The organism is Shewanella sp. 10N.286.52.A9 (assembly GCF_041468985.1).
Classification (GTDB): Bacteria; Pseudomonadota; Gammaproteobacteria; order Enterobacterales; family Shewanellaceae; genus Shewanella; species Shewanella japonica.
In genome coordinates this window covers 1-26,860 of sequence record NZ_JBFRJQ010000025.1, presented here as the reverse complement: position 1 = coordinate 26,860, position 26,860 = coordinate 1, and the positions used below count along the sequence as shown (strand labels likewise).

The following is a 26,860-nucleotide window of genomic DNA, read 5'->3' as shown; positions in this document are numbered from 1 at the left end:
TTAAACAAAAAAAGCACTGCTTAGGCAGTGCTTTTTTTGTAGATTAACTCTTTAGGTTTTAATCATTTAGCAGGTTTACTATCTGCTATACCTTTTTTAAGCTGCTCAAATGAAGCCTGTACTTGCTCTAATGGCGAGGCAAAATTCATTCGATAAAAGTTTTCATCCTTTTCACCAAACCAAGTGCCAGGGGTTAGTGCCATTTTAGCTTGTTTAGTCAATAACGCTTTTAATTGCTCAGCAGTTAGATTTAACCCGGTAAAATCGAACCAAATCTGGTTAGTGCCTTCTGGCACAAAGGTGATAACTTGCGGCAGCTCTGTGGCCATAAAATCAACAATCCAATTACGGGTCGTTTGTGTATAAGTAAGAAAAGCATCAAACCAATCCTTGCCATGCTGATAAGCTGCAATCGTCGCGTGGGTGGTAAACGCATTGCCATGATCAAGAGACATTGAAGCTGATGTTGCTTTAATTATTTCACGTAACGACGGATTATCACTATAAATATATCCGTTGGAAATACTATTTAAGCCAAAGTTTTTAGCGGGTGAACCAATAATTGTTAAGCTATTTTCATAGGCTAATGAGGCCATACTCGTAAATTGTGAACCTTCAAATACAATATCTGCATGGACTTCATCACTCACAATCAGCACATGATATTTTTTGGCAATCGTCGTTAACTGCTGTAATTCTGACTTGCTCCATACTCGTCCGACTGGGTTATGTGGATTGCATAACAGCACCATCCCCACATTACCGCGACTTAACTTCTGTTCAAAATCATTAAAATCAAAAACATATCGCCCGTTCTCAATCTTAAGCGTGTTATCTACAACTGTGCGTCCAGCCGACTCAATCAACCTACGAAATTGATGATAGACAGGAGTTTGTATTAACACCCCTTCACCTTCTTGAGTAAAGTCTCGAATTAACATAGCAATCGCACTCAGCACACCTGGTACTTGAACAAAGTGTTCAGGAGTTAATTCAAGGTTATGACGGTCTTTATTCCAAGCGGAAATGGATTCGAACACGGTTGTAGAGTCAAACTCATAAGAATAAGTCTCACGACTAACTAATTGCTGCATTGCTTGAGTGATTGGCGAAGCTATCGGGAAGTCCATATCAGCAATCCAATATGGTTTTACATCAGTAGTACCATAAATTTGATTGAGCATATTGCTGTCGTGCTTAATAAATTTGTCACTAATATCTTGGCGCTCAGGACTTGGGGTAAACACTTGGCTATTGACGATATTCTTACTGTTTTTAAAAGGTTTGATCATTTCTGTATCTCTTTGGAATATTAAGTTGTTTTTACTTCATTGCCTTTAAGACGTAAAAAACTCAATAAGGATGCAAAATAATTCTAAATATTGAGATTATTTAGACTCAATCCACTAAAACCAATGAGTCTAATATCCCTTGACCACTGTGTATTCCGCCTTCATTTTCACTAGCTGGTTTACTGCGAATAAGGTATCCCGCATACCCATTTAACGCTGTCACGGGTTGTCCGTCAAAATATGCCGTAAATAAGCCTATTTCACTGACAAGATCGTTCACCCACGTTTGTTCACTATCTCGCACGGCAATGGTAGCGACTTCTCGTTCATGAGGAAACAAACGCTGCATTAACGCCCAAGCATCGTACTCTTTCAGTGTCAGAGAATTTAATTTAGCACTAATATCTTTACCGAATACACAATGTCCCCCACCTTCTCCTTGATTTTTTAGCACCCACTCTTGTTTATTTGGATGACGATTAAACCAATTAATGGTGTCTGTATTAATCGGTTTCATCTCTGCTAAAACACTTTTTACTAAGTGAGCTTCCTCTAATGTCAGGCCCCAGCGTGAATAAGCTTCAGCAGGCATTATGGTCAACAGCATTTGCACCGTTTTACTGGTAGCTAGCTGTTGACTGAAAGTCGCATTCACTGCGACATGATGCTGTTCAATGAACAATCTTGTTTGACTTAATGCTTCACAACAAATGGCTTCATCTCGTTGTGGCGAGTAATAGTCGGCATATTGGTAACCCGCTCTAAGATAAACAACATCAATCCCGCCAATGCCCTCTAGAATTAAGCGCTGATGATCTCCTGTAGAAAGTTGCGAACTTAACTGCTCAAACGTCCTTCTTACAGTGCGAATACCACGTTGCTGTAATGCCACTTCCAATAGATGTTGATCATAAACATTATCTTCATTTTCTTGCACAACCATTAAAAAAGTCGGTACTGTTTGAGTTTGTGCATTTCCTCCGCTGAACTTAACAGCAAAATCAGCAGCAACTTTTTGAGCTGCTTGGGCAATACCAGAGGCAAGTTGTGTCAGGCCTTTATTGTCAGCGCTAACTGATTGCTTATGCTCTAAAAAGCCCTCAAATTCTTGTGGCCATTGCAGGCGTAAGAAATCATGTAGCTCTGTAGCACGTTGCCCAAATGGTGCCATACCTGCAGCAATGCCATTAAACTCTATCACTTTGGCGCCATGCTCACGATCATCCATATAGTCCGTTCGCATAAGTAGTAGGGGTTTACGTGCTGGCGTTAAACGTTGATTTTTACTGCCATGCACTTGATGATGCAAAGACAGTAACCGCTCAAAAAAAGGATCGGCTTTAGCCACATCCGCAAGTTGTGTTTGCAAGAAATCATGATCTTCAGAGACCCTATCGATTAACTTAGTCAATAGTGGAGTGACTTTGGTTAAGTGCTCAAACACGGGCCGCTGCATTGTCATCGGCGCAATACTAAACGGACAGTGCCTTGCAGTATTATCATCTCGGCGAAATGCCACCCCATGCATAATCGCCCATTCACTGGCTTCATTTAGCATTTGCTGAGAAATTGTTGGCTTTGATTGCGTTAATGCTCTTGGCTGGAACAGTGACTTCATAGTTTCTCCTAAAAAAGCAATAAAGCTCCTACACGAGTATTAGCCACGTGATGTTAAAAAGGAGCATGTTGGAATACGGGAGTAACGTTTCCGAACGCTAGATGAGGCAGTTAGGGCTCTCTATGTCAGTTAAGACGAAGTCCTGATAAATGAGTCAATACGATTCAAGGTGTTATCAGTAAACCCATTATGGTGATTTACATTTTTTTCTGTGCTTTGCGTCTTTGGGGGTGTAGCCCGTAATCCCGCCTTGGCCGACTTCGAAGTCACAACATGCCATCATTTGTTGCCTAAATTTAACTCGGCCTCTTTGGATTCGACTCTTCGCTCCAGATAAAGATAAACCAAGTTGTTCTGCAATCCTTTGTTGAGAAACCCCCTCAAGCTCAGCGAGGCGCAATGGCTTAGCATATTTTTCTGGCAACTCGTCAATTAAAGGCCCTAAACATTGGGCGAGCTCCTCTCTTGCTTCTTTACCTGTATCGAGCTCTTCAGCCATTAAATCATCTGGCAAAGATTCAAATTGTTGCCGCTCTCGATAAAAGTCCATAATCGTATTATGTGCAATACGATATAACCAGCTTTTGAGGCTGCCTCTGGATTTTAACTGATGTAAATTACCACTGGCTTTGATGTAAACCTCTTGCAAAATATCATCAACCGCACTGTCGTCATCAATGCGTTGACTTACATAACCTCGTAGCTGTGTTTTATGGTTTTGCCATTCAGATATCATATAAAGTTAATCTCAACTCGATAAAAAACGTTACTCAATACCCTAGACGCAATAAAGAATAAAAAGACGCAAATATCATTCATTTTTTTGTAAGTGTTAAATCTCGTTTATATGTTTATCTTAGCGATAATCAATAGCCGAGAAATCGGTTTTCTGACGGTTCTGCGATCTATTTTGTTAATTACATCAAGCCAAAAACAGTGCTATTTGAAATTGATTAATTTTGCTTAATCTAACGTTTCTTGAGCGAAATATTTTTAAATAGCAAGCAATAAATTGCATAAAGAAACATATTTTAGGGGATAAAATGAATAGTTTAGCACAGGAAAAATTGAGGTGTTATTTTTTAACCAGCGTTAAAAAATGTTGAATTTCATAACCTTGCAACTAAGGCTAATAGTATTCAACATAGTTGTCCACAGATTCTGTGGATAACATTAAGTTATACACCGAGTTGTTACCACAGGTGTATATTGAAGTTACTTAAGGTATGACATGTGTTGATTGATGAGTCAAGAATTTATTCAATTTTAATGCTTTGATCATAGGTAACTTGTATCGTCGCATTGAAATAGCGATACTAATACTACATAACAATAATTCCTGATTAATATGCATAAAATTTTTGTTCTTATTAGCCTATTTTTCTTCGCTGCGTGTACACCCTCTGAAGAAAGACAACAAGGTCGCCTTGAAAAAGCATTGTCACCTGAAGAAGTTTCTTTAGGTTTTTTCCGTGCTATATATGTTGATAAAGATGTCAATAAAGCGAAAGTGTTTGTCAATCAAGAACTCAAAGACATCATGTCTCATTACCATATTGCATCGGCAGTCCAGCGTCATGTACTTGGGCTTTCAATGACAGATGTGAACATGTCAATTGATGATATTGATATCGACTTTTTCCGTAAATTTACTGATGAAGTTGATGTTAAAGTGAAAATGGAAGGTTTACGTGGTGGTAGCCCATGGGTCGATGACCGCACAATCAAGTTAGTCAAAAATGGTAAGAGTTGGATTATTGTGGAAGTGCTAACAGAAAAAGGCCGAATTGAAGGATAATTTCTTATCTTCAGATTCACAAGCATAAAAAAAACAGCCTAGGCTGTTTTTTTTATGCTTGTGAAAGAGCTAATAATATTAGTTCAATCAGCTTATTCTTCTTCAGTAGGTAGTGACTCTAGAACGTCATCTTTTACTTGATAATAAGCGTTTTCGTATTCATGAACTTCCATAGTAACTCCTATCAATCTTAGGCCGTTTTGTAGGGGGTAAGGCATGTCTATTATATAGGGGGTGACATTTACCTTTACAGAGAAGCTGTAGCCATCTTTACTTCTTGAAACGGATTATAGCAATCTAACACCACCAATCCTACAAAAATTACGAAAAACTTTCAGAAATGTATGTTCGTTTTGTAAAATACTCATTTAAAGTGGCTTTTTTGATAGGTAAAACTGAAAGTGTTACATAACGGATCACGCTTTCAGTGTTTTTCGCTAATTTAAAGTAACAATCGACACAATATGCTTTAACACTTGCTACTTTTCAACCAATACCAGATAAACACGATGAAAGAATAAAGCTATATACAAAAACGCCCAATACGAATTGTACTGGGCGTTTAACAGCTTAATCACGCATGACAAGTATTACACTTGACTGATTTGTACCGCAATGCGTTTTTCAGAAATGGGATACGCTGTACCTAAGACTTGCGCAAAACATGAAACACGGAATTCTTCGATCATCCAACGTGCTTCAACTAATACTTCAGGTACAGGCTGAGTTTTAGGCACTTTGGCTAATTGCGCATTTAACAAGTCTTGTACTTTACTAATACTCTGCATATGAAGCCGATCACGAGTCGGATCAACCGGTAATTTATCCAAACGGTTTTCAATCGCTTTTAAATACCTCGCCACATCAGTAAGGCGACTCCAGCCACAGTGCTCAACAAAACCTTTAAACACCAATTTATCTAACTGGGTATTAATATCACTCATCGCAAAAGCAATATCTAAACTGATTTTACCTTTTAAGCGCTTTTTAATACGTTGATATATCGTCAGAATTTGCTCAACTTGCAACGAGATTTGCTCAGCATAATCATTTAACTCCTGCCTCACCCAATCTTTAGCTTGCTCAAATTGCGCCTCATTACGCACATCTAACTTTTTCTCATCCAACAGTTGTTGAACTGATGCAGAAATAATATCGTCAATTAATAATTGAACTTGACCAAATGGATTAAAGTACATCGCCAATTTTGCTTTATTTGGCAGGGCTTTTTGAAGATGCTTAACAGGCGAAGGAATATTAATGAGCAATAAACGACGTAAACCTGCTCGGTGCTGACGCTCGGCCTCAAATTCATCATCAAACAATTTAATAGAGACTTGATCTTTCTCATCAATTAACGCTGGATAAGCTTTAACTTCGTAATTACCTTTACGTTTTTGATATTGCTTTGGTAAATCCCCAAATGACCATGTTGTGATGTCTTTCTTTTCAATTCCCTCTTCCGCCACATTACGAATGGCTTTTGCCACCACACCTTGCAACTTATCTTTTAAAGAATCTAAATCACGCCCCTGATCCACTAGGCGGTGCTTATCATCTTCAATTTTAAAGTTAATTGTTAAATGAGCACTTAACTGAGTTAAGTCAAAATCATCACCACTTATACGTGTACCTGTCATGCGAAGTAACTGCTTACACATTGCATCAAGCAGCGGCATTGAAAAAGGCTCCATAGCTTGTACACAGGCGCGAGCATAATCTGGCGCAGGCACAAAATTACGGCGAAGATTTTTAGGCAATGACTTAATCAGCGCCACGACTTTTTCTTCACGAAGTCCTGGTACTAACCAATCAAAATCTTCAGTATCAACTTGGTTTATCAACGCCACAGGAATGTGCACCGACACCCCATCATCAACAGCGGCAGGTTCGAAGTGATAACTCACTTGTAAACCCAAGTTAGCTTTTTGCCATACTTCAGGGAAATCTAACGCTGAAATATGATCTGCACTTCGCTGCATCAATAAGTCTTGATTAAAGTCCAGTAGCTCTGGCGTTTCTTTACGTGCCTGTTTCCACCATTTAAAGAATAGTGGCGCATTATAAATACCTTGCGGAATAAGCGGATCATAAAAGTCCACCAGCACCTGCTCATCCACTAAAATATCACGGCGTCGAGATTTATGTTCTAACGATTCAATATCATTCAGCAGTTGCTGATTTTTAATAAAGAAAGGCTCTTTTGTGTGTAACTGCCCTTCAGCTAACGCGCTGCGAATAAAGATTTCACGAGCTTCAACAGGATCAATAGGCCCATATTGCACTCTACGGCGATTAACCACTGTTAGGCCATATAGCACCTGATTTTCAAATGCGATGACACTGGCAGGCTTCGCTTCAAAATGTGGCTCTAGATGATTTTTCTTAATCAAATGAGCAGCTAAAGGCTCTAACCACTCTGGTTGAATTTTGGCGCAGCATCTGGCAAATAAACGAGAAGTTTCAGTGAGCTCAGCCGCCATTATCCATTTCGGGCCTTTTTTCGCTAAAGGCGAGCCAGGAAATACAAAAAACTTACGGTTGCGGGCACCAAGATATTCATTATTCGCATCTTTAAAACCAATGTGGCTTAACAAGCCTGATAACAACGCTTTATGTAAATTATCGTAACTGGCTGGTGTGTCATTTAAACGCCATTTTAAATCGTGTACCGCTTGTTTAATCTGGGTATATAAATCTTGCCACTCACGTACACGCAAATACGCTAAGTATTCTTCACGACATTGCTTTCTGAACTGGCTTGCTGACAATTCGCTTTTTTGATCTTTTAAGTAATTCCATAAATTAACCCAGCTAACAAAATCAGAGTCTTTATCGGCATAGCGACGATGGCACTCATCTGCAGCTTGTTTTTTTTCAATCGGTCTTTCACGAGGATCTTGAATAGATAAACCTGAAGCAATAACCATGACTTCATGCAAACAACTCATATCTTTCGCTTCAAGTACCATACGAGCAAGACGAGGATCGAGTGGGATTTTTGCTAAGTTACGCCCAAGGTTGGTCAGCACTAACTCTTTACGTTTTTGTTTAACGGCTTGCAGCTCTTCTAGCAGTAAGAAGCCATCGCGAATATGTTTTTGCTCAGGAGGCTGTATAAATGGGAAACCCGCAATATCGCCTAGCCCAATGGCTAACATCTGCAAAATTACCGAGGCAAGATTGGTACGTAAGATTTCAGGATCGGTAAACTCAGGACGCTGAATAAAATCAGTTTCATCATATAAACGAATACAAATACCTGGACCGACACGTCCACAGCGGCCTTGACGCTGATTTGCGCTGGCTTGAGAAATAGGTTCAATCGGCAAACGTTGTACTTTAGTACGGTAACTATAACGGCTAATTCGAGCGGTACCTGGGTCAATCACATAGCGGATCCCAGGTACAGTTAATGACGTCTCGGCCACATTGGTTGCTAACACAATGCGACGACCGATATGACTTTTGAAGACTTTAGATTGTTCGCCATATGATAGACGCGCGTACAAAGGCAGCACTTCTGTATCACGGTACTTTTGCTTGCGAAGCATTTCTGCGGTATCACGAATTTCACGTTCGCCATTCATGAAAATCAAAATATCGCCAGGCCCTTCAGCCATTAGCTCATCAACAGCGGAGAAAATACCATCACTCACATCTAAGTCTGCATCGGTATCACGGACTAATGGTCGATAACGCGTTTCTACAGGGAAGGTTCGACCCGATACTTCAATGACTGGCGCATTATTAAAATGCTTAGAGAATCGCTCAACATCAATGGTTGCCGAAGTAATGATCACTTTTAAATCAGGTCGCTTTTTCAGCACCTGCTTGAGGTAACCTAAGATGAAATCAATGTTTAGGCTACGCTCATGCGCCTCATCAATAATGATGGCATCGTATTGATTTAAAAATTTATCAGAGGTTAATTCTGCCAGTAAAATACCATCAGTCATTAATTTAACGTAACTGTCTGGACTTATGGCATCTGCAAAACGCACTTTAAAACCAACAACCTCGCCTAGCGGGCTGTTAATTTCTTCAGCAACGCGATTAGCAACGCTTCTTGCTGCAAGACGCCTTGGTTGAGTGTGGCCAATTAAACCACGTGTACCAAGGCCTAGCTCTAAACATATCTTGGGTAGCTGGGTTGTTTTACCAGATCCTGTTTCACCCGCAACAATGACGACCTGGTTATTCGCAATAGCTGAGGCTATGTCATCGCGTTTTTGAGAGACAGGTAAGGCATCTGGATAAGTGACTTTAGGGCTATTTTTTAGCCTTAGTTGAGCCTTTTCATAGGCTTGAGTGGCTTGTTCAGCTAACTTGGCTAAGACTTGAACTTTCTTTTCAGACTGCGGCTCTTTGTTTAATTGATACAAACGACGACGAATTCTTGCCGCATCGGTTTGATAACAAGAGTTTAGGTATGCTTTAGAGAGCGGGTGTTGGTCCGAATTCAAATCTAATTCCTAGCAAGTATTTCAAAAACTGCGATCCTAGCAAGGAACTAGACTGAATGGTATTAGTTTAAAGGAATCAAAACAAAAAGCCCTCGTTGACTCAGGCCAAAATTCTCTTTGATAAACAGCTTTGCTGGCAACTTAGGCTGGCGTTAAATAACATTGCTGCATATAGATATTCATTGCCTTTAGCACATCAGTTCGATTAATCGTACCAACAACTTTACTGCCTTCTACTACTGGATAAATTTTAGGTTTTGCCCCTAACATCTGTTCAGCCAACTGTAAGATACTGCCATCAGGTGTTGCTGTCAGTACATCCGTTTTCATGCAGTCTTTAACGGTTTCTGTCATATCGCAGTGATAACTGCTTTTTAGCATCACAGATAAGCAATCCTGTTGAGATAAAAAACCCACCAGCTGACCGTCATTATCAATCACAGCGGCACCTGCTTTATTCTTCGTTAGTAAATGCTCTACAGCCGTTGCTAACGACATATTGGCTTTTAACAACACAGGTTGGCGGTCCATATATTCTGAAATTTGAATTGAATCCATATATTACCCCTTTAATTTTAACGTCAGCGCTCGTGTTCAATCGACGATTAATGTTTAGTCATTAAAAATCAATACTCTAAATTTTCAGTATCGACGACATCTCATCTTTGGTTTAATTATCGTGCTAATAACCGTACTAATAATTGTACTAATAGTTGTACTAATATTAGTGTAGTCAAATTTAGCAAAATACGTTGATTGAATAACTCGATTGTCGTAACTGAGTTTTAGGGGATGGAAAAAAGAGTGATGAGTAACAGACTTGCCTCATAAAGATGAGTCATAACCGCTTACATATTTGTAGCCGTTATTCATCTGCATCAAATAAAGGCCAATAACATATCAGCAGCCGTTAATATTGGTACTGTTAGTGCTCAAGCTCGACATGCGTGAAACCAGCATGCTCGCTGAATTCAGAACATTAGCAGCAAGACACAAGCAACGGGGACTGATTAAAAAGCCAACAGTTAAACTCTTCATAGTAATTAATTGAAAAATATAAAAACTAAAACCTGTTTACAAACGTACTAATACAAAAGCTATTTAAAAGTGATTGGTATGTTTTCTATATTCAAGCAAGACCCCATCAAAAAACTCAATAAAGCTTATGAAGCTAAACTTGAACAAGCCATGTATGCACAAAGAAATGGCGATATAAAATCTTATTCAATGATAACCGCAGAAGCTGAAAACATTGTAAAACAAATTCAAGAGCTAGAGCGGCTAAAAAAGGAGTAACTTGGCAGCGCTTTCGGTGGCAAAAATGCACCTAAAAAATGCACCTAAAATAAATGAGTTAATGTCCTATCGCCAATAGACAAAAGAAGCTAGAAGTTAGGAGTTAGGAGTTAGGAGTTAAAGGTTAAACCTTGGCACATAAGCATTTGATAGAAAATAATGGCGTTTATTCTGTCGTCACTTATTTATCCCCGCTACATATTTAAGTACCAAACAAGGCTAACGCTAGATCTAGATGGGGTTGATAGCCCCATCCAGATTCGCTACTGGTCTTATTTACTCAAAAAGTAATAAAGCATAAAAACACCACGTTCACGCTTAATTGTTGATATGTGTTTGCAGTTCGTAAGGCGTGCCACCGTAGGTATAGTCAGTTGCAATTAAATTAATCACATCACCTTTTTCAATACCGCGTAATGATGTTTCAATGATTAACTCATTAGTCGATGCGTTGTAGATATAAATATCGTAATCACCACTTTCCAATTCATAATCTTCATTATTCATATAACTTAGTTCGACTTGAGCAGAATAAGAATCAGGGTTAGCGCCTTCATTTAAAATTAAAACGTCAATCGCATCACTTTTTATGTCGCTAATATTGTGACTAACTAAAATTTTCGCATGAGTATCTATAACGCGCAGATCTTCTTCATTATCATTGACAGTAATAGCTGATGATGTGTCACCAGACGTTAAGATAAGAGTACGACTACTTGGTTGCATATCAACACTAAATGTATCAATTTTATCTTCAGTCGTATTATCCAGTAAGTAAAAATTTCGAGTATCACCCGAATCAATATTTTCTATGTCAATATCAACTGAGTCAGACAAAGTACCAAATTCTAGGGCGATGGCGATTAAGCTAGCTTCGTCATCGTTATTGGCATCAGTTAAATAAATATCAAGATAAACGTCTAAGTAATCAGGCGCAGAAATACCATGTAAAAAGCGCACGTTTGCCGCTTGTGCTTCATTGGTGAGTTTACGGCCACCATCAGATTCAATGTTGACGATGGTATTGACTTGATCGTCTGAACCAGCAATCTGATAGCTAGTGAATGCAAATATTTGAGCATCCCCGTCTGCTATCGTTATGCCGTCTGTCGATGCAATAATGATATCTGTGCCAGATTCAGTCAGTACCAGTTTGTAACTACCTGATTCAATTTCTATTTCATCACTTGACGCTTCATATGCCAATGTATAATCGGCGACTTTATTTAATAAATCTTCACCTTCGTTTAACCAGTAAACGTCAATATCAGCGGCTGAGTTCGATAGATTGATAAATTGAATGATTGCATCATAGTCTTCATCAAAATCTTCATCGTATAAATCCGAAATGTCAGTCGTCAATGTTAACGATGACGGCGCATCTGTATCACCATAAATAATATATGTGCTCGTTTTATTTTTGGATACACTAATACTATCGCCACTTGTAAATTCGTCATTCGTGGAGTTAGGTAAAATTTGATTAAATTCTAAGTCGTAGCTGTCATTACTGACTTGTTCGATACTGCTTGCATCACCGAACGCGAGTTCACCTATAGACTCATCTTCAACCATAATCTCAATGGCTGGTGATTGCGCGACTAAATTAACAAATTGATAGTAGCCCATTGAACTAGAGTCACTACTTTCCTCAAGTAATATCGTTTCCCAATCACACGCTGCTAACGTTAACGATATTCCAACAAATAAGGTTGCGGATAATATTTTTTTCATTTTTCCCTTAAACATAAGAAAATGTGCACCTAAATTGTAAATATGCATTGATTATACTTTTGAATAGTGTGAATTTTCGTAAGCATTAAGGAAAAAGCGTGGAGGTTTAGTATAAGTAAGTAAATAGGGATTCGGCGCGGTTATTTATTAATCCTAACCAAGAGGAATCAAGTTTTTAATTAGCCTTGGAACATAAGCGTTTGATAGAAAGTAATTAAATCTAAAAATGAACATTTGTAGTAGTAAGGAGTCTGGCCACTACTTTAGAACATACCGAGCTCATTTACGGACAGAAGTTTGTTAGTGCAAAAGGTCTAAAAGTGGTTGTTGGGATTAATAAATTTATGGGGCTCAAATAAAGTTTACACTGACCCCACATATCCTCAATTGATACCCGCTTAATAGAGTAGGTTTCAAGTTTTTTGGCACACTTTTGCTACCACTCATAAGCGAGTAGTGGGTGAGGTAGTAGAAGGATATTACGAGCATTGCTAACTAATAATTAAGTTTACTCCGACACCACTTATTTTGAAGATTCTGAAAGGGAAAGCTACCCACATATAGAATTAGCAATTAAAAAATATAATTTGGCACTAAATGATAACTTCTGATGTTGTTAAGGAAGTATTCTAAATAACCAGAGCGATAAGAGGCCAAATTATGAATAAAAGAAACTCTAATGAAAGCTTTTCAATAGCGTACCGAGAAGCAACTCATCTTTACATTGCTTACTCACCTACTTCTCATTTGTTTAAAATAGGAATTACTAAACACATATCTGAAAGAATAAAAGCATTAAACATTCACAAACCTGACGGAAGTTCGGATTGGCAATATTTAGCTGAAGTAAATTTAGGGGAAAATATTACTGGGATTATAGAAACGCAGTTAGCTTGTTCATTACAAAAGTTCAATGTACATCGATACTTTGAAGGTAAACGAGGATACTGTAAAGAGTTGTATTCTTGCACAATACAAGAGATTGTTAGACTGCTTAATTACCGATTATTGCCTGAAGAACGTTCTATTTTAAATTTTAAAATACAAAAAAGGTTATCAACATCTCAGTGGCAAATATGGTTGAATCGCCCATATTACATCCCCAGAAAAACTGACAACTGGAATGTCAAAAAAGGTCTTCACAAACCTCTTAACAATAAAGGTAAAGAGCCACAGATTAGTTTGAATGGCAAATTAATGAACCCTTTTGTTCAAATGTTAAAAGATAATCATGGCCTTAAAGTTACTTACTGATTTTAAATTATAAACTTGACATACTACAGGTCATTGCAGGGCAATATTAACTCACCCTAAATATTGAACATGGAATATTTTAGGGAAAGAAGAAACTAATTATAATCATAACCAATTATTAACAGATAAATACGTTACTATTTTTTAATTATCATTTCAAAATAAGTAACTCCAACTACCATTACAACGTGTAAACTTTATCATTAAAGATTCTTAGTTAGATTTGTTAAATTGTTAACATTTTCTCCCTTAAATTGGCAATTGTACATGCCATGTATAACCTATTAAAAGTCTCAAACTCCATGCTAAATCTAGGGATTGTAGTGCTTGACTAAAGTTGGTCACTTGGTTGGAAGTATTATTAAACTATGTGTCGACTTTAACACGTCTAGGGCATCAATGGATTTTTAGCCCTAACCCATTTCGGACATTTTTGTATCAGTGATTTTTTCTAAATTAGCAGTTCAAGGATAACTACAAATATCTAAAATTATTAAATTAAGTGTCCTGTATTAGTTGTGCAGAACAAGCTGAGCTTGGGCAGATTAAACTGAAAAAGCTGTTTCGGTGTGTCTAGTAAGTCAATCGCTTTTCAAGCATCTTATATCACACGTGTCCTAGAAACAGTAATAACGATCTATTTAATAATGCAGAACCACATGTCAATTTCTAAATTTTGCCATTCGAGATTTGTTCAACTCAGTTGAAGCGATTCTATCTAACGCTTCACCAACTTTCTTTCCAAGATCTGCATTACTCGAAGACAACAGCATGAACGTCCTTATGTTAGAAGTAAGTTCTTCTCCCTTAAAGTCTCTGAACATTTCTTCAATTTGATCTGTTGATAACTCATTTAAAATCTCAACCTCAGACATATTGTAAGAGTTAGACCCTTCTCTCTTTTTAAGAATGGCCTCCACCGTAGGTTTAGGCTTAAACTCTAAATAAGCCTCCCTTAACTTCTCTTTGAACTTTTCATCATCGATACTGAGAGGGTTAGCTGTAATGCTGTCTACATTAAAGATCTCTGGATTCCCTTTCCTTGCTTCAACAAAAACATCAATCAACTCATCGGCTTTCTGGTCTTGACCTACCCCCCGTAACACCTTCAATCCACTGGAGTATTGTGAGCAAGAGGTTGAATCAGCTATATCCCTCATCCCGTACTCCATTGCCCTTGCAACTTCTACTTCATTTGCATCGAACGAACCATGAAACAATTTCCAAGCCTCATCCCATTTAGCACTAGCATGTTGAATTTCAACCTCTCTCTGCTTATGCCTACAAAGAGGAATCAACTTTTCTTTGTCAAGAAAACCTTGCTCAATACCACGAGCAACAGCCAAGTCGATTTCGTCGGTATATCCGTAACCATATCGATTTAACGTCATATTCCAACGAATGGTTATTTCTTTCGTCCATCCCGATTCTTCGTTTTCCTTTCTACTCCCTGATTGGTTTACAAACGCAAACTCTGGAATGTGCACCTCATCAGCACCATGGCAGTAGTAACACCAGCTGAGCACTATAGTGGAGTGAATAACTTGCTTCTTGATACTTTCATCGAAGCCATCAACAAGCTCCAAAAACTCATTTGTGTGCTCGACTATCTTTCTGATGACTCGTTTGTTTTTGATGTTCAATCCAATACAGCAATCACGAACATAGTCTCTAAACTCGAAATCTTCAGCAAACATAATATCGAAGCACTGTTCAGCGGTTGGTTCGAAATGAAGTTGCCTATCTACGATTTTCTCTTTGTATTTCCTGTAATCTTTGAAAGTATCATCACCAGCTTCCTCATTAAGCAACAAGACAACCTTGCAACCTTTTTGTTCCTTGAAGAAAGAAACTAACCCCATGAAGTCTTTGATAGTGATTCCCTTGCTATGACGCTCTAAATCATCAAAGCAAATTATTGTCTTGTTCATCGCCAGCTGAGAAACTGAATTAATAAGACTGCCAATACCCCCGACATACTTACTAACATAGGGAATCTTTGTATCCTTCACCAAGTCAGCAACTTTCTTTGAATAGCCTTTGATGTTTGGCGCTTCTCCAATTCTCTTGGTATCAATCATGTTTAAGAACGTAGTTTGCCTTAGCTCAGCAATAGAATTAATCCCAAACAATGAAACGTAGGAATATGATTTTAAAGCGCATTCTATTTTGAACTCTTCGATGTACTGCTCCCAACTATAAGTTTTACCGACCCCCCAATCACCTTTGATAGCAAGTACTTCGGGAGTATCGGTGGAAAGGAACCTTCGTACTTGCTCTTTAACTAATTCAATTGACATGTTTGCAAATTTCCTAACAAAACAGAATGGTAATCCGACAACTATAAACCTGTTAATGAATCTATTGAATAGAAAAAGGTGTGTTCATAGGGATTCATCAAAAAAGCGCAGGTCGGGCAGATCTTTTGCTTGTCCATTATTTTTAGTATGAAAAAAACCGACAAGCAGAATGAGGCGTATTATCGTTCTAACTCGTTTTGGGGCACAAAAACGTTAGAACTACAAACGAAGTTTAAAGCTGGATGATTCTCCGTTGGAAATTTTGCTGTTTAAATTTCGCCGGAGCTGCTGGGACTATGGTTTATAAAGAATCAAGAGGGGTGAGCAGTTTCACCCTTCTTACTCTGATGTGGATGAAGCGCCACGACGTTAATCCAAACGGGGTTTGGAAATCCAGTGCGAAATCCATATGTCTATAACTGATATTAACTAAGTACCAAGACGTAGAGTTTTCAAAATAGTAAACAAGGTTTGGAACACAAATAAGCTACAACCTCAAACTCAACATAGGCTGAACTAAAAAAGCACCAAGCGAATACTTGATGCTTTTTTAAATCTCAATCGTGATTGATAACAATAACAAGGAAAGTTAAGGCTTACTTATCACGCCAAATCATCACTTGTGCTTCTTCCCCACTCTTACGGGTTGCGCGGTACATCCCTTCTGTATTAAATGGGGTCGCAATATTGCCGCGATGATCAATTGCTATCACGCCACCTGTACCACCAGCGGTAATCAATCTTTGATTAATCACCTCATCCGCAGCCTGGATGATAGATTTACTTTGGTATTTCACCTTTGCGCAAATATCACCTGCGACTTGGTAGCGAATAAAATATTCACCATGTCCAGTCGCTGACACTGCGCACACTCCATTCTCAGCATAAGTTCCAGCACCAATAACGGGCGCATCGCCAATACGACCATAGCGTTTATTCGTCATTCCGCCGGTTGAGGTACCTGCACTAATATTACCTTGTTTATCTAATGCAACAGCGCCAACGGTACCAACTTTATATTCTGTGTCTAACTGTTGGTGCGCAGCTTGGTAATCTGCACTGGTTTTCGCTTCAGCCATTTTTGCTTTTGCACGCTGTAAACCTTGATAACGTTTTTGGGTATTAAAGGTTTCGTTAGCCACCAATTGGATCCCCTGAGTTAAAGCAAACTCTTCAGCCCCTTCTCCATAAAGCATGACATGGACAGACTCATCCATTACCAAGCGCGCTAAATCAATCGGATTTTTAATGTGTTTAACGCCAGCAACCGCACCTGCGTTCATGGTATTGCCATCCATAATAGATGCATCCATTTCATGCTGTTCATTATGAGTGTATACCGCACCTTTACCTGCATTAAAATACGGTGAGTTTTCTAATACATTAATTGCAGTGGTTACGGCACTTAAACTAGAGCCGCCTTTATCTAAAACAGCATAGCCTGCATCTACCGCTTCTTTTAGCTTCGCTCGATAGGCTTTTTCTTGCTCAGGGGTAAAGCTACTTTGCTGAATGGTCCCTGCTCCACCATGAATGGCTATCGCAAAAGGTTTAGTTTTTGCGTTCGCTAAACCAGAAAATAAAGCCATTGATGCTATCAGTGCTAGTGTTATTGTTTTCATTTTAAGCAAGTCCTTGATCAGTTTGTATCTTTGTAACCATTTCAGGCGGTAATTTCAATCATAACCTTGCCTGATTGCGGTAATCTGGCGACAATAGGTAAACCATCTTTATTTGTTGATAAGCATTCAGTCATTGTTATCCAAGTCTTTACAATATTGCCTAGTCATTTGCGTTGCCCTTGTTTCATTGGCATCAAATTTTGCTTGGGCTAAAAAAGATGAATGGCTAACGATTGAACTGCAGGGTGTTTCTGGCAGTTTGGCCAAAAACGTACGTGCTCACTTAGGTGAATCACCCACTTCTCAAGTTCAGCGCCGCGCATTTTTGTTTACCGTAGAAGATAATGTTACTGCTGCACTTGAATCAATGGGCCGATATCACGCAAAAGTGGATATTAATGTTACCGAGTCCAAAAACTCCCCTTGGAAACTCACTATTAATATTGATGAAGGCGAACCGACTATCATTCAATGGATTGACATCAAATTCAGTGATGAAATGCTCGATGATAATAGTTTTAATCGCTGGATGGATCAGTTAACAATTAAACCAGGTGATACCCTTAACCATGGTGTTTATTCAGAATTAAAATCAAATCTAGTAACACTAGCACTGGCCAGAGGCTATTTTGATGGGGCTTTTACTCGCTCTGAAATTGAAATAAATCGTGATTTAAATACCGCTAAAATCCACCTCTATTTTGAATCTGGAAGACGATACAAAATGGGTGATGTCACGTTTTCAGGCCAGACCATAAATGATGATTTGCTTGAAAAACTCATTCCATTTGACCCAAATGCGAATTACTCAACCCAACGGCTAAATCGGCTTAATCGGAATTTAATTGATACCGGTTATTTCAGTAATATTAAAGTGTTACCTCAAATTGATAACATGTCTGAGACTAAAGTACCGATTAAAGTTGATTTAGCCCCAAGACCCACTCACTCTTTTGAAGTGGGTTTGGGCGCCGATATTGGAACCAATGCAGAAAAAACCGTTGAGCCAAGAGTTCGGCTTACTTGGCGTATGCCAGAAATTAACAGTTATGGTCATACCCAAGAAACCACAATGGAATGGTCGCCTGACAGACCGAAGTTTTTAACCACTTATACCATTCCGTTAACTCATCCTCTTGATGATCAGCTTAAATTTAGGGTTGGTTTATTACGTGATAAATACGGGGTGACGCAAGATTACAATGAAGATGACAGAAACTACGATTATACGGGGCAACTGGAATCTGAAAAACGCTTGATTGGGATAATCAGGCAACAACGATTAGACAGCGGTTGGTTATTTGGCTACTCCTTAGAATATAACCATGAGTTTTATAATCAATCTGATACTGACTATGACCCGCAATTTGTATTGGCTGGTTTTGGATTAAGTAAAACAACGCGTGGAGACAACACCTTAGACCCTAAGTCAGGCTTTAGACAAACTTACAGTCTCGAGTATGGCGATCCTAATTTAGGCTCTGAAATTCGCTTAACGAAAATCGAAGCAAAATTAAAATGGATTGATACTTTTTTTGAACGTCATCGTTTTGTATCACGTCTGGATTTAGGCGCAAATATTGCCGATAGTGATCAAATTGATCAAATCTCGCCTTCACTTCGTTATTTTGCCGGTGGCGATCAATCGATTCGTGGTTACGGCTTTCAAGAGTTAGGCCCTTATATCGAGTATGTTAACTCTGAAGGCGGCTTATCGAGGCAGGTTGTCGGTGGACGCTATTTAGTCGTTGGTAGTTTAGAGTATCAATATTATCTCACTGACACTTGGCGAGTCGCCACTTTTGTCGATGCTGGTAATGCTTTTGATACTGAACAATTTGAGCCTGTAGTCTCTGTTGGCGGCGGTATTCATTGGATTTCACCTATTGGTCCTATTAAGTTTGACTTAGGTGTAGGCCTAAAAGAAACTGAAACCATTGACCGTTCTTGGCGAATTCATTTAACCATGGGGACAGACTTATAATGACTGATTCTATGCCCCCTAAAACAGAAGATAGCAATCAACACGACAGTTCATCGTTAGCGCATATACCTGCATCAAAACCACCAAAATCATTTTTAGGTCGTTGTTGGCAAGCGTTTAAACTCTGTACTCGTACTGCTATTTATATCCCTTTACTGTTATTGATGCTGATAGCAATACTGATTGGCACTCCGATTGGTGCCCAAATCAGTGTGATGCTAGCCAACCAATTTGTTCCTAACTTAGCGTTAAACTTAAAATCAGGCACTATAAACAATCAACTTGAATTTACTACCGCTCGTTGGTCAATGGACGGCGTCGCTGTAGAGGTTGAAGGCCTAAGCCTATCATGGGTTCCAACTTGTCTTTTTAACAAACAGATTTGTGTTGATAACTTATTTGCTGATGATGTTACTGTCATAGTACAAACCGATCAGTTTGCAGATGATGAACCTTCTAAGCCATCAGAAAATGACAACGCTAAAGACACCAATAATGAGGATGCCGCTGAGCAGCAATCCCCTTCACCGTTGATTTTACCCGTCACTATTGGACTCAATCAATTAGATCTGAACGGCGTAAAAGTCACAGTGAATGACATGCGTTACAACGCAGGTCGCCTGCAAGGTAAAGCGTTATGGAATAAGAGTGGACTCAGAGTAAATTACTTACATAGTGAAGGCTTATTAGTCGATATACCATTAGGTGAATCTTCCCAACAAGATACAGCCGATGCGCAAGCAACCTCAAGCCCAGATAATCAAGATAAAAACGTTTCATCATCAGAATTAGAAACCTGGGCCATGGCCAACTTGCCTGCCGTTTACATGACTTTTCCTATTTATGTTGATGAGCTCATTACCCATGACAGCGTAATGACATTAGGAAATAGAACTGATAATTTTTCTCATATTTCACTAACTGGTAGCTATGTTGAATACTTAATTGATGTGCAAGCATTATCGGTCTCTCATGATTATGGCGAGGCTTCTCTCGTTGGTGATATTAGTCTTAATCATGACTATCCAATGAATATTGATGCCAAGTTTAACCTTAGTAAGGTGACTGAAGTACCTGAGTTAACTCAACAAAAAATAGCGATTGAGGCCGAAAATGGTTTCGACAATTTATCGTTATTAGTGTCTGCAACTGGCGATGTAGACATCGACTTTGAAGCAATTATTGAGTTAAGTAAGCCAGAAATGGATTATCAAATTGAAATTGCTCAAGCAAATATTAACTGGCCACTTGATAAGCCCGATTACACCGCGAGATTAAGTAAGCTCACCAGTAAAGGAAACATACATCAACAGTCTGCCATTTTTAGTGGTGAGTTTTTAAGCCCGTATCACCCTCTTTTAGTGCTTGATGCCAATATTGAGCTTAGTCAAAATGAGCTCATTATCTCGCATCTTGATGTCGAGTCAGAAGCTGGAAACCTAGTAGCAGACGGCAACCTCAACTTTGATGATAAGGTCAGTTGGTCAGCACAATTAGCGACATCTTCGCTTCAACTAGACAAAATCCCCTATCTTTATGAATTAACGGAACTTGCAAGCAATATTGATGGTTCACTGCTATCCGCTGGCGTTATTGATGATGAACAATGGCAAATAACCGTAGAAGATGCCGATCTCAGTGGCACATTAAATGATTTTCCGTTAACGGTGAAAGGGAATATCGATTTCAATGATAAGTTCGCCATCAATGCCGACAATTTACAGGCAAGTGCTTTAGGAGCAGAACTATTAATTAATGGTCAAGCTAGCCGTTTTTGGGATGTCGATGCTGAGCTCTCCGTACCTGATGTTAGCCAGTGGTTACCTAATGCTAAAGGCGAGATTTATGCAAAAATTGATGTGACAGGGGATGATACGCAACCAATAGTTGACGTAAGTGGCCGAGTGAGTAATGTTAAATTTGCTGATATTGATATTGAACAGTTAACTCTTAAAGGCCATTACCTACCGTTAAATGAACATCAATTTACGCTTAACATCAATAATAACCAGCTTTCATGGCAACAGATTGATTTAACAGAATTAACGCTTAGCGCCGAAGGAACCCTTGCTGAACAAAAAATTAAACTCAATACGCAAGGTGACATCGCATTAAACACTCAAATCAATAATCAGTTTAATGAACAAAAGCAAACCTTTAATACCGACATTAACTCACTTGTTATTTCAAATTTATTAGGTGCTTGGCAAATAAATAACCCTGTTAATATCCAATGGGATCAGCTCAATCAAGATGGACAGATTACGCCTTTTTGCTTAATTCAAACCCATAGTAGTCTGTGCTTAAACCAGCAAGGTCGATTTGGTACTCAAGGCGATCTTTCGCTAAGTATCAATGGCCAACCAGGTAACTTGTTACAGCCGCTGCTACCTCCTCGTCTAAACTGGACTGGTGAGTCCGACTTAGAAGCAACAGCTCAGTGGTCAGAAACTGACAAACTTAAAGCCAACATTGCACTATTGCTTAATGGTGGGGATATAGCATTACGCCGCACTGAAAACGATCGAATCAACCTACACTACGATACCATCAAGCTGGATGCTGTGATTGATGAAACACAGCTCAAAAGCAGCCTTATTGTTAGCGCTGAGAATATTGCAGAAATTAACAGTCAAATCAGTATTAGTAATGATGAAGAACGCGCATTAACAGGCTTTATCAAAGCCGATACGATTAATATAGGGCCTCTAAGGGGCTTTTTCCCTAAACTCGCAACATTAGAAGGCTTGTTCGCAGCGGACCTGAGTATATTAGGTAACCTAACTCAGCCTGAGGTGCAAGGAAGCTTAAGCCTAGAAAACGGGGCTTTAGCCACAACGAACAACCCAACGTTAATTGACGATATTACTCTAGCAATGCAGTTAAAAGGTCAACAGGCAAAAGTTGATGGCACGTTAGCAATGGGAGATGGTAAAGCTAGTGTTGCGGGTACGTTGGCTTGGCCTGATGGTCGATTTAGCGGTGATATTGATATTCTGGGCGACAAGCTCGCATTTATTCAACCTCCAATTGCGATATTAGATATCTCTCCCGACATCAATATTACTTTCGACACAACGCAACTGGCGATAAAAGGCAATGTCGACATTCCAACGGGTGAAATTACAGTTGTTCAGCTTGCAGAAGGCGGCGTTGCCGTTTCCTCAGATGTCGTATTTAACGATTCTATTTCTGAAAAAGAACAACAAACAAGCCCTTACGCCGTGGTCTCGGATTTAAATATTAAAGTTGGTAATGAGTTACTGATTGACGGTATGGGCCTTAGTGGAAAATTACGTGGCACCCTTTTGCTGCAACAACAAGCATTCAAGCCTCCGCTACTATTTGGTGATATTAAGGTCACTAATGGCTCTTATAAATTCATGGGACAAACACTGACGATTAGTACGGGCGAAGTACAATTCTCCGGCCCTACCGAAGTCCCTAATCTAAATATTGAAGCAGTCAGAGAAATTAAAGATGAAGACTTAACTGCAGGCGTACGAGTGACAGGTACAGCAATGCAACCTGAGGTCACCTTGTTTTCAAGTCCAGCAAAAGAGCAAGCAGAAATTCTCTCTTATATTATTACTGGCGCAGGATTTAGTAACTCCAGCAACGAGCAAAATAATGCCTTAATGATGGGAGCCGCATTAAGCTTAGGCTCGCAATTAGGTGGTGGAGCAATCAATAATATTGGCTCAACAGCCACAGGATTGATTGAAAAATTTGGTTTTTCTAACGTCCAGCTTGATGCGAACGATGAAGGACGATTTGCCATTAGTGGCTACATTGGCGAAGACTTAATGGTGAAATACGGTATTGGTGTATTTAACCCAGGATATGAGATGACAGTTCGATACTATATTTTGTCACAGTTATATTTAGAAACCGTCTCAGGGACGATCAATCAGTCTCTTGATATTTACTATAGTTTTAACGTCGATTAATCCGCTAAAACGATAGCAACCGCTATTGCTATAAACCTAATACAGCTTGTCATTTCACAGTGAACTACCGTTACTTCAATACCGCCAATTTACAGACACAAAAAAAGCGCCATTAAGGCGCTTTTTTCACTCAAACTAGCAATTAAGCAAATTTGAAATCAATGTGTTCAATTAGCGTTTTGTACGCGTGACGTTGCATTGCTTGTACACGTACTTTAACTTCTTTACCGTCGATAACTAGTGTTAAGTCAGTGTTGTAGAAGTCATCATTCAATTGAATGTTTACGATATCTTTTTGAGCCATTTTGATTGACATTGGCTCTTTACCTGGACCGTAGATAACAGCAGGAACTAAATTCGCATGACGTAGGCGGCGGCTCGAACCTTTCCCGATTTCAGTACGGATTTCAGCTTGAATAGTGTAAGACATGTGTTTCTCACTTATAAAAAATAAATTGATGTTGTTATTTTCGACCAATAACAACTCGTGCTTGTTCTTTAACAAAGCGCGCGGATTCTATCATAGCCACCTTGACTCAACAAGTTATTAAGTAAAAATCATACCATTCACTCATGCTTCTCAAGATAGTATCAAGCAGTCACATCATTAATAGTGTCAATATGAAAACACTACCAACTTCTTACAGGGCCACAATCCACATGAATAAAACCCGAACGTGGATAATAACCTACGCCACCCAATTTTAATGACTTTGCAGCATCACGAAGGCTTTTAAGCTCAACGCCAGGGATTGCAAGATCCATCGCCATTCCTTTCATGTGGTAGCTTTTCTTTGCGACTCCATTACTCTTAGCAGCTAACATATTGTTAGTTTTTGGTGAGCGGTAACCGGAAATGACATGAACTTCATCAGTATTACCTAAAGCCTGTTGTAGCTGATAAACAAATTCGTATAAACGCTTATCCATAGGCGCTGATTGGTTCTGACGATGATCACGTAGTACTTCGCTAAATAATGACAAAGTATCTTGATCATACTCACCTTCAGCCCAAAACTGGCCTTTTTGACGCTCTCCGGTATGACGATTGTAAAAACTGAGTTCTCTAACACCTTGAGTAGAACGGCTTGCTTGAACTGGATTGGAAAACATTGAAGCGACAGCAACACCACTTAAACCTAACACTAATTGCCGACGGGCAGGACACACTAAAGACATTCACTCACCACTTTCAAATAATCAAAAACATGTGCATTTTTTGCACAATTGAAAGCGAAGTTAAACGGAAAGTGAGACAATAGCAAGCATTCAAGCCGATAAAATCAGCTTAAATTATGAACAAAACGGCAAGTGTTAATCTGGTCAATAACTTAACGAGAAGACACTTGTAACGAAGTTGCTGCATTATTGGCCACTTCGGTTTGTTTAATGTTATTTAAATGATAAATGTCATTACGAAACTGAGCGAGGTTAGTTTCATCAACCCACGCATTCCAGTAAACCAGGTGGACTGGCACTGTTTGAGAAAGTGAAAACCATTGCGTTTGCTCGCCTTGCTCCTGCATTCGATGCCAAGTGCGTTTATCAATCACCACATTTTCGGCAAACCACTCCGCTAGTTCTTGTACTTTTTCGATTCGAATGCAGCCAGATGATAATGCTCGGTCATCTTCATCAAACAAGGCTTTATCTGGCGTGTCATGTAAATAGATATTGAGATCATTTTTAAAGTGAAATTTGTAGCGTCCAAGCGCATTTATCTTACCAGGCCTCTGCACTAACCGATAAGGAAACGGGCCTGTTGAAACAATATCTTGCCACTCTGAAGCTGTTTTATTCACTTTAGTGCCAGTGATATCAAACACATCAAACTGTCTGTCAGTAATGTAATGTCCATCTTGGGCAACCTTTGGCAGAATATCTCGTCGCATTAGTTTTTTAGGAACGGTCCAAGTAGGGTTGATGACGATGTTAGAGATTTGCCCCTGCATCACAGGTGTTCGTCTGTAGGCTTTGCCTACGATCACTCTAGAGCTCAATGCGATTTGGCTTTCATTAACTAATACCATTTCAAATGCAGGTATATTCACTAACAAGTAGCGCTCACCTAAGTCAGACAAATAACTGGTTTTTTCAACAAAATTGCTGGCTAATAATTCAGCGCGTTGCAGTGGCGTTTGATTAATCCAATGTAACGTTTTGGGGCCAATAACAGAATCAGCTTTCAAACCATGACGCTGCTGAAATCTCGCCACCGCCATCGCAATTGTATTGTCATAAGTGTATTGGGTTTCAGATCGAGAAGATAAATCTCCCAATAACCAGAGTCTTTGAGAAATCAAACTGATGGTCTTATGGCTGTCACCTGGCCTTAATAAGCCACCAGGTTGTATTTGAGGCCATTCATGGCGTTGATTCAGCCACAATAAGCGCCTAATGTGATTTTGAACACTAAGATAGTCTTCAACCGCAGGCTCTAAGGCATAAACCTGTCGTTTTTCGGACATAGAAGAAGTCAGCGAATCATAAGGCAAGCGTACATTTCGATCATGCCAGAAGCGAGCGATCTCTTGTTGAATTTTGTCTATGTACTCGAGTTTTTCCGCCTCACTGCCCTTTTGCAAGATAGTTAAGTAATCTTGCCAAATAACGGAAGATTCCACTAATGAAAGTAAAGTCACATGCTGAGCAAGTGTTTTGTATGTTGCTGGCTGAATTTGATCTTGTGACAGCCTTTGAGACTGCACTGCATGAGTTTGGCCTGCAAAAGCAATTGATAACAAACTAATAAAAGTGAAAGAGACACGTAGATAATACAAAATTCTCATTCATTTCTCTCCCGTCTTAACGCCATAGACAATTAAGTATGGCAAAAAAATATCAACCTTGTGTTACAGACTGTGACGTTCAGTTACAAGTTACTACGAAAGAAGGATAAAAATAGAACAAAAAACTTAACCGCTGACTACTAAGCAGCTAATTGAACTAAAGAAACTAGGAAAGGATTATAAGAACTGTTATAAACATGCCCCGCAAAAATTTTTTCAATATTTATTCACTGCAGCATTTATGAACAAGAAGCAATTATTACAAGTCATGGCGTCTGATATCGGCGTTTCTCAATCTCAATTAAAGCCACAGTTAGAGCAAATTCTTATCCAACTTCATAAAGCGTTAGCAGAAGGCGAAAAAGTGTATTTACCGCAATTTGGCACCTTTGAATTAAGGTATCATTTGGCTAAGAATGGACGGAACCCGCAAACGGGTGAAAGCATCGAAATCCCAGGTTTTAATCAACCTAGCTTTAAACCAGCTCCAGCCTTTAAAAAATACATTAATCCATAAAAAAGTAGCGTCAAACGACAAATTAAAGCCTCCTATTTGGGATGATAGGAGGCTTTCACATCCTGTCTCACGTCATTTTCAAATCTTGCAAACGCGCGCTCAAATGCGTCTTACAGAACTTTTGATATTTTATCCATAGCGGCACATTAAAGACTGGCCCAGCTAGTCCTATCTTAAAGCGACGAGGGATTTATCTTTTGCCCTAGACGTAGATTCAAATTTGTCTAGTCCTAAAATAGG

Annotated in this window: 17 protein-coding genes; 6 read left to right on the top strand and 11 right to left on the bottom strand. The window is 39.1% G+C overall.

What is annotated here, in order from left to right:
• Window positions 1-62: 62 nt before the first annotated feature.
• The 3 genes from AB4128_RS15850 to sigZ form a co-directional block, all read right to left on the bottom strand.
• Window positions 63-1,292 (bottom strand): MalY/PatB family protein, encoded by a 1,230-nt coding sequence (locus AB4128_RS15850; RefSeq protein WP_231919236.1) that lies wholly within the window; start codon window positions 1,290-1,292, stop codon window positions 63-65.
• 106 nt (window positions 1,293-1,398) lie between these two features.
• Complete coding sequence (locus AB4128_RS15845; protein WP_372038312.1) at window positions 1,399-2,850, bottom strand: glutathione synthase; 1,452 nt, start codon at window positions 2,848-2,850, stop codon at window positions 1,399-1,401.
• 247 nt (window positions 2,851-3,097) lie between these two features.
• Window positions 3,098-3,646, bottom strand: a complete 549-nt coding sequence (sigZ, locus tag AB4128_RS15840) for an RNA polymerase sigma factor SigZ (RefSeq protein ID WP_372038249.1) — start codon at window positions 3,644-3,646, stop codon at window positions 3,098-3,100.
• A gap of 612 nt (window positions 3,647-4,258) precedes the next feature.
• On the opposite strand from sigZ, the gene AB4128_RS15835 reads away from it, so the two are divergent.
• Entirely contained in the window at window positions 4,259-4,708 is a 450-nt protein-coding gene (locus tag AB4128_RS15835) for a hypothetical protein (protein ID WP_055024720.1), read from the top strand.
• A 590-nt stretch (window positions 4,709-5,298) separates the two neighbouring features.
• Here the strand turns inward: AB4128_RS15835 and hrpA are convergent.
• Together hrpA and AB4128_RS15825 are read right to left on the bottom strand one after the other, a co-directional pair.
• Window positions 5,299-9,174, bottom strand: coding sequence for an ATP-dependent RNA helicase HrpA (hrpA, locus tag AB4128_RS15830; protein ID WP_372038247.1), 3,876 nt, complete (start codon window positions 9,172-9,174; stop codon window positions 5,299-5,301).
• A gap of 141 nt (window positions 9,175-9,315) precedes the next feature.
• Complete coding sequence (locus AB4128_RS15825) at window positions 9,316-9,732, bottom strand: CBS domain-containing protein (protein WP_055024722.1); 417 nt, start codon at window positions 9,730-9,732, stop codon at window positions 9,316-9,318.
• A 558-nt stretch (window positions 9,733-10,290) separates the two neighbouring features.
• On the opposite strand from AB4128_RS15825, the gene AB4128_RS15820 reads away from it, so the two are divergent.
• Complete coding sequence (locus AB4128_RS15820; protein ID WP_055024723.1) at window positions 10,291-10,470, top strand: DUF6435 family protein; 180 nt, start codon at window positions 10,291-10,293, stop codon at window positions 10,468-10,470.
• 318 nt (window positions 10,471-10,788) lie between these two features.
• Here the strand turns inward: AB4128_RS15820 and AB4128_RS15815 are convergent, their stop codons facing one another.
• Window positions 10,789-12,204: a DUF4397 domain-containing protein gene (locus AB4128_RS15815; RefSeq protein ID WP_372038245.1), complete on the bottom strand. Its 1,416-nt coding sequence runs from the start codon at window positions 12,202-12,204 to the stop codon at window positions 10,789-10,791.
• 660 nt (window positions 12,205-12,864) lie between these two features.
• On the opposite strand from AB4128_RS15815, the gene AB4128_RS15810 reads away from it, so the two are divergent.
• Entirely contained in the window at window positions 12,865-13,458 is a 594-nt protein-coding gene (locus AB4128_RS15810) for a hypothetical protein (protein ID WP_372038243.1), read from the top strand.
• Between the two features lie 662 nt (window positions 13,459-14,120).
• Here AB4128_RS15810 and AB4128_RS15805 read toward each other — a convergent pair.
• Both AB4128_RS15805 and AB4128_RS15800 read right to left on the bottom strand, forming a co-directional pair.
• Window positions 14,121-15,758 carry a hypothetical protein gene (locus AB4128_RS15805; protein WP_372038242.1) on the bottom strand — a complete coding sequence of 546 codons (1,638 nt, stop codon included), beginning with the start codon at window positions 15,756-15,758 and terminating at the stop codon, window positions 14,121-14,123.
• A gap of 596 nt (window positions 15,759-16,354) precedes the next feature.
• A complete protein-coding gene (locus AB4128_RS15800; protein ID WP_372038241.1) occupies window positions 16,355-17,380 on the bottom strand; it encodes an isoaspartyl peptidase/L-asparaginase family protein in 1,026 nt (341 codons plus the stop codon).
• Window positions 17,381-17,513: 133 nt separating this feature from the next.
• On the opposite strand from AB4128_RS15800, the gene AB4128_RS15795 reads away from it, so the two are divergent.
• Both AB4128_RS15795 and AB4128_RS15790 read left to right on the top strand, forming a co-directional pair.
• Window positions 17,514-19,364: an autotransporter assembly complex family protein gene (locus AB4128_RS15795; protein WP_372038239.1), complete on the top strand. Its 1,851-nt coding sequence runs from the start codon at window positions 17,514-17,516 to the stop codon at window positions 19,362-19,364.
• A complete protein-coding gene (locus AB4128_RS15790) occupies window positions 19,364-23,314 on the top strand; it encodes a translocation/assembly module TamB domain-containing protein (RefSeq protein WP_372038238.1) in 3,951 nt (1,316 codons plus the stop codon). The genes AB4128_RS15795 and AB4128_RS15790 overlap by 1 nt, the downstream gene beginning before the upstream one ends.
• A 142-nt stretch (window positions 23,315-23,456) precedes the next feature.
• Here AB4128_RS15790 and rplY read toward each other — a convergent pair whose 3' ends face one another.
• The 3 genes from rplY to AB4128_RS15775 form a co-directional block, all read right to left on the bottom strand.
• Window positions 23,457-23,744, bottom strand: a complete 288-nt coding sequence (gene rplY / locus AB4128_RS15785) for a 50S ribosomal protein L25 (RefSeq protein ID WP_055024729.1) — start codon at window positions 23,742-23,744, stop codon at window positions 23,457-23,459.
• 200 nt (window positions 23,745-23,944) lie between these two features.
• Window positions 23,945-24,493, bottom strand: coding sequence for a DUF882 domain-containing protein (locus tag AB4128_RS15780; RefSeq protein ID WP_055024730.1), 549 nt, complete (start codon window positions 24,491-24,493; stop codon window positions 23,945-23,947).
• Between the two features lie 152 nt (window positions 24,494-24,645).
• Complete coding sequence (locus tag AB4128_RS15775) at window positions 24,646-26,103, bottom strand: murein L,D-transpeptidase (protein ID WP_372038237.1); 1,458 nt, start codon at window positions 26,101-26,103, stop codon at window positions 24,646-24,648.
• A gap of 133 nt (window positions 26,104-26,236) precedes the next feature.
• Between AB4128_RS15775 and AB4128_RS15770 the strand changes: the two genes are divergently transcribed.
• On the top strand, window positions 26,237-26,620 hold the full coding sequence (locus AB4128_RS15770; RefSeq protein ID WP_282098423.1) for an HU family DNA-binding protein: 384 nt from the start codon (window positions 26,237-26,239) through the stop codon (window positions 26,618-26,620).
• Window positions 26,621-26,860 lie beyond the last annotated feature (240 nt).

Excerpts from the sequence above, each read along its gene's own strand:
- AB4128_RS15850 (WP_231919236.1), bottom strand. The coding sequence starts at position 1,292 with ATGATCAAACCTTTTAAAAACAGTAAGAATATCGTCAATAGCCAAGTG.
- AB4128_RS15845 (WP_372038312.1), bottom strand. The coding sequence starts at position 2,850 with ATGCTAAATGAAGCCAGTGAATGGGCGATTATGCATGGGGTGGCATTT.
- sigZ (WP_372038249.1), bottom strand. The coding sequence starts at position 3,646 with ATGATATCTGAATGGCAAAACCATAAAACACAGCTACGAGGTTATGTA.
- AB4128_RS15835 (WP_055024720.1), top strand. The coding sequence starts at position 4,259 with ATGCATAAAATTTTTGTTCTTATTAGCCTATTTTTCTTCGCTGCGTGT.
- AB4128_RS15825 (WP_055024722.1), bottom strand. The coding sequence starts at position 9,732 with ATGGATTCAATTCAAATTTCAGAATATATGGACCGCCAACCTGTGTTG.
- AB4128_RS15820 (WP_055024723.1), top strand. The coding sequence starts at position 10,291 with ATGTTTTCTATATTCAAGCAAGACCCCATCAAAAAACTCAATAAAGCT.
- AB4128_RS15815 (WP_372038245.1), bottom strand. The coding sequence starts at position 12,204 with ATGAAAAAAATATTATCCGCAACCTTATTTGTTGGAATATCGTTAACG.
- AB4128_RS15810 (WP_372038243.1), top strand. The coding sequence starts at position 12,865 with ATGAATAAAAGAAACTCTAATGAAAGCTTTTCAATAGCGTACCGAGAA.
- AB4128_RS15805 (WP_372038242.1), bottom strand. The coding sequence starts at position 15,758 with ATGTCAATTGAATTAGTTAAAGAGCAAGTACGAAGGTTCCTTTCCACC.
- AB4128_RS15800 (WP_372038241.1), bottom strand. The coding sequence starts at position 17,380 with ATGAAAACAATAACACTAGCACTGATAGCATCAATGGCTTTATTTTCT.
- AB4128_RS15790 (WP_372038238.1), top strand. The coding sequence starts at position 19,364 with ATGACTGATTCTATGCCCCCTAAAACAGAAGATAGCAATCAACACGAC.
- rplY (WP_055024729.1), bottom strand. The coding sequence starts at position 23,744 with ATGTCTTACACTATTCAAGCTGAAATCCGTACTGAAATCGGGAAAGGT.
- AB4128_RS15780 (WP_055024730.1), bottom strand. The coding sequence starts at position 24,493 with ATGTCTTTAGTGTGTCCTGCCCGTCGGCAATTAGTGTTAGGTTTAAGT.
- AB4128_RS15775 (WP_372038237.1), bottom strand. The coding sequence starts at position 26,103 with ATGAGAATTTTGTATTATCTACGTGTCTCTTTCACTTTTATTAGTTTG.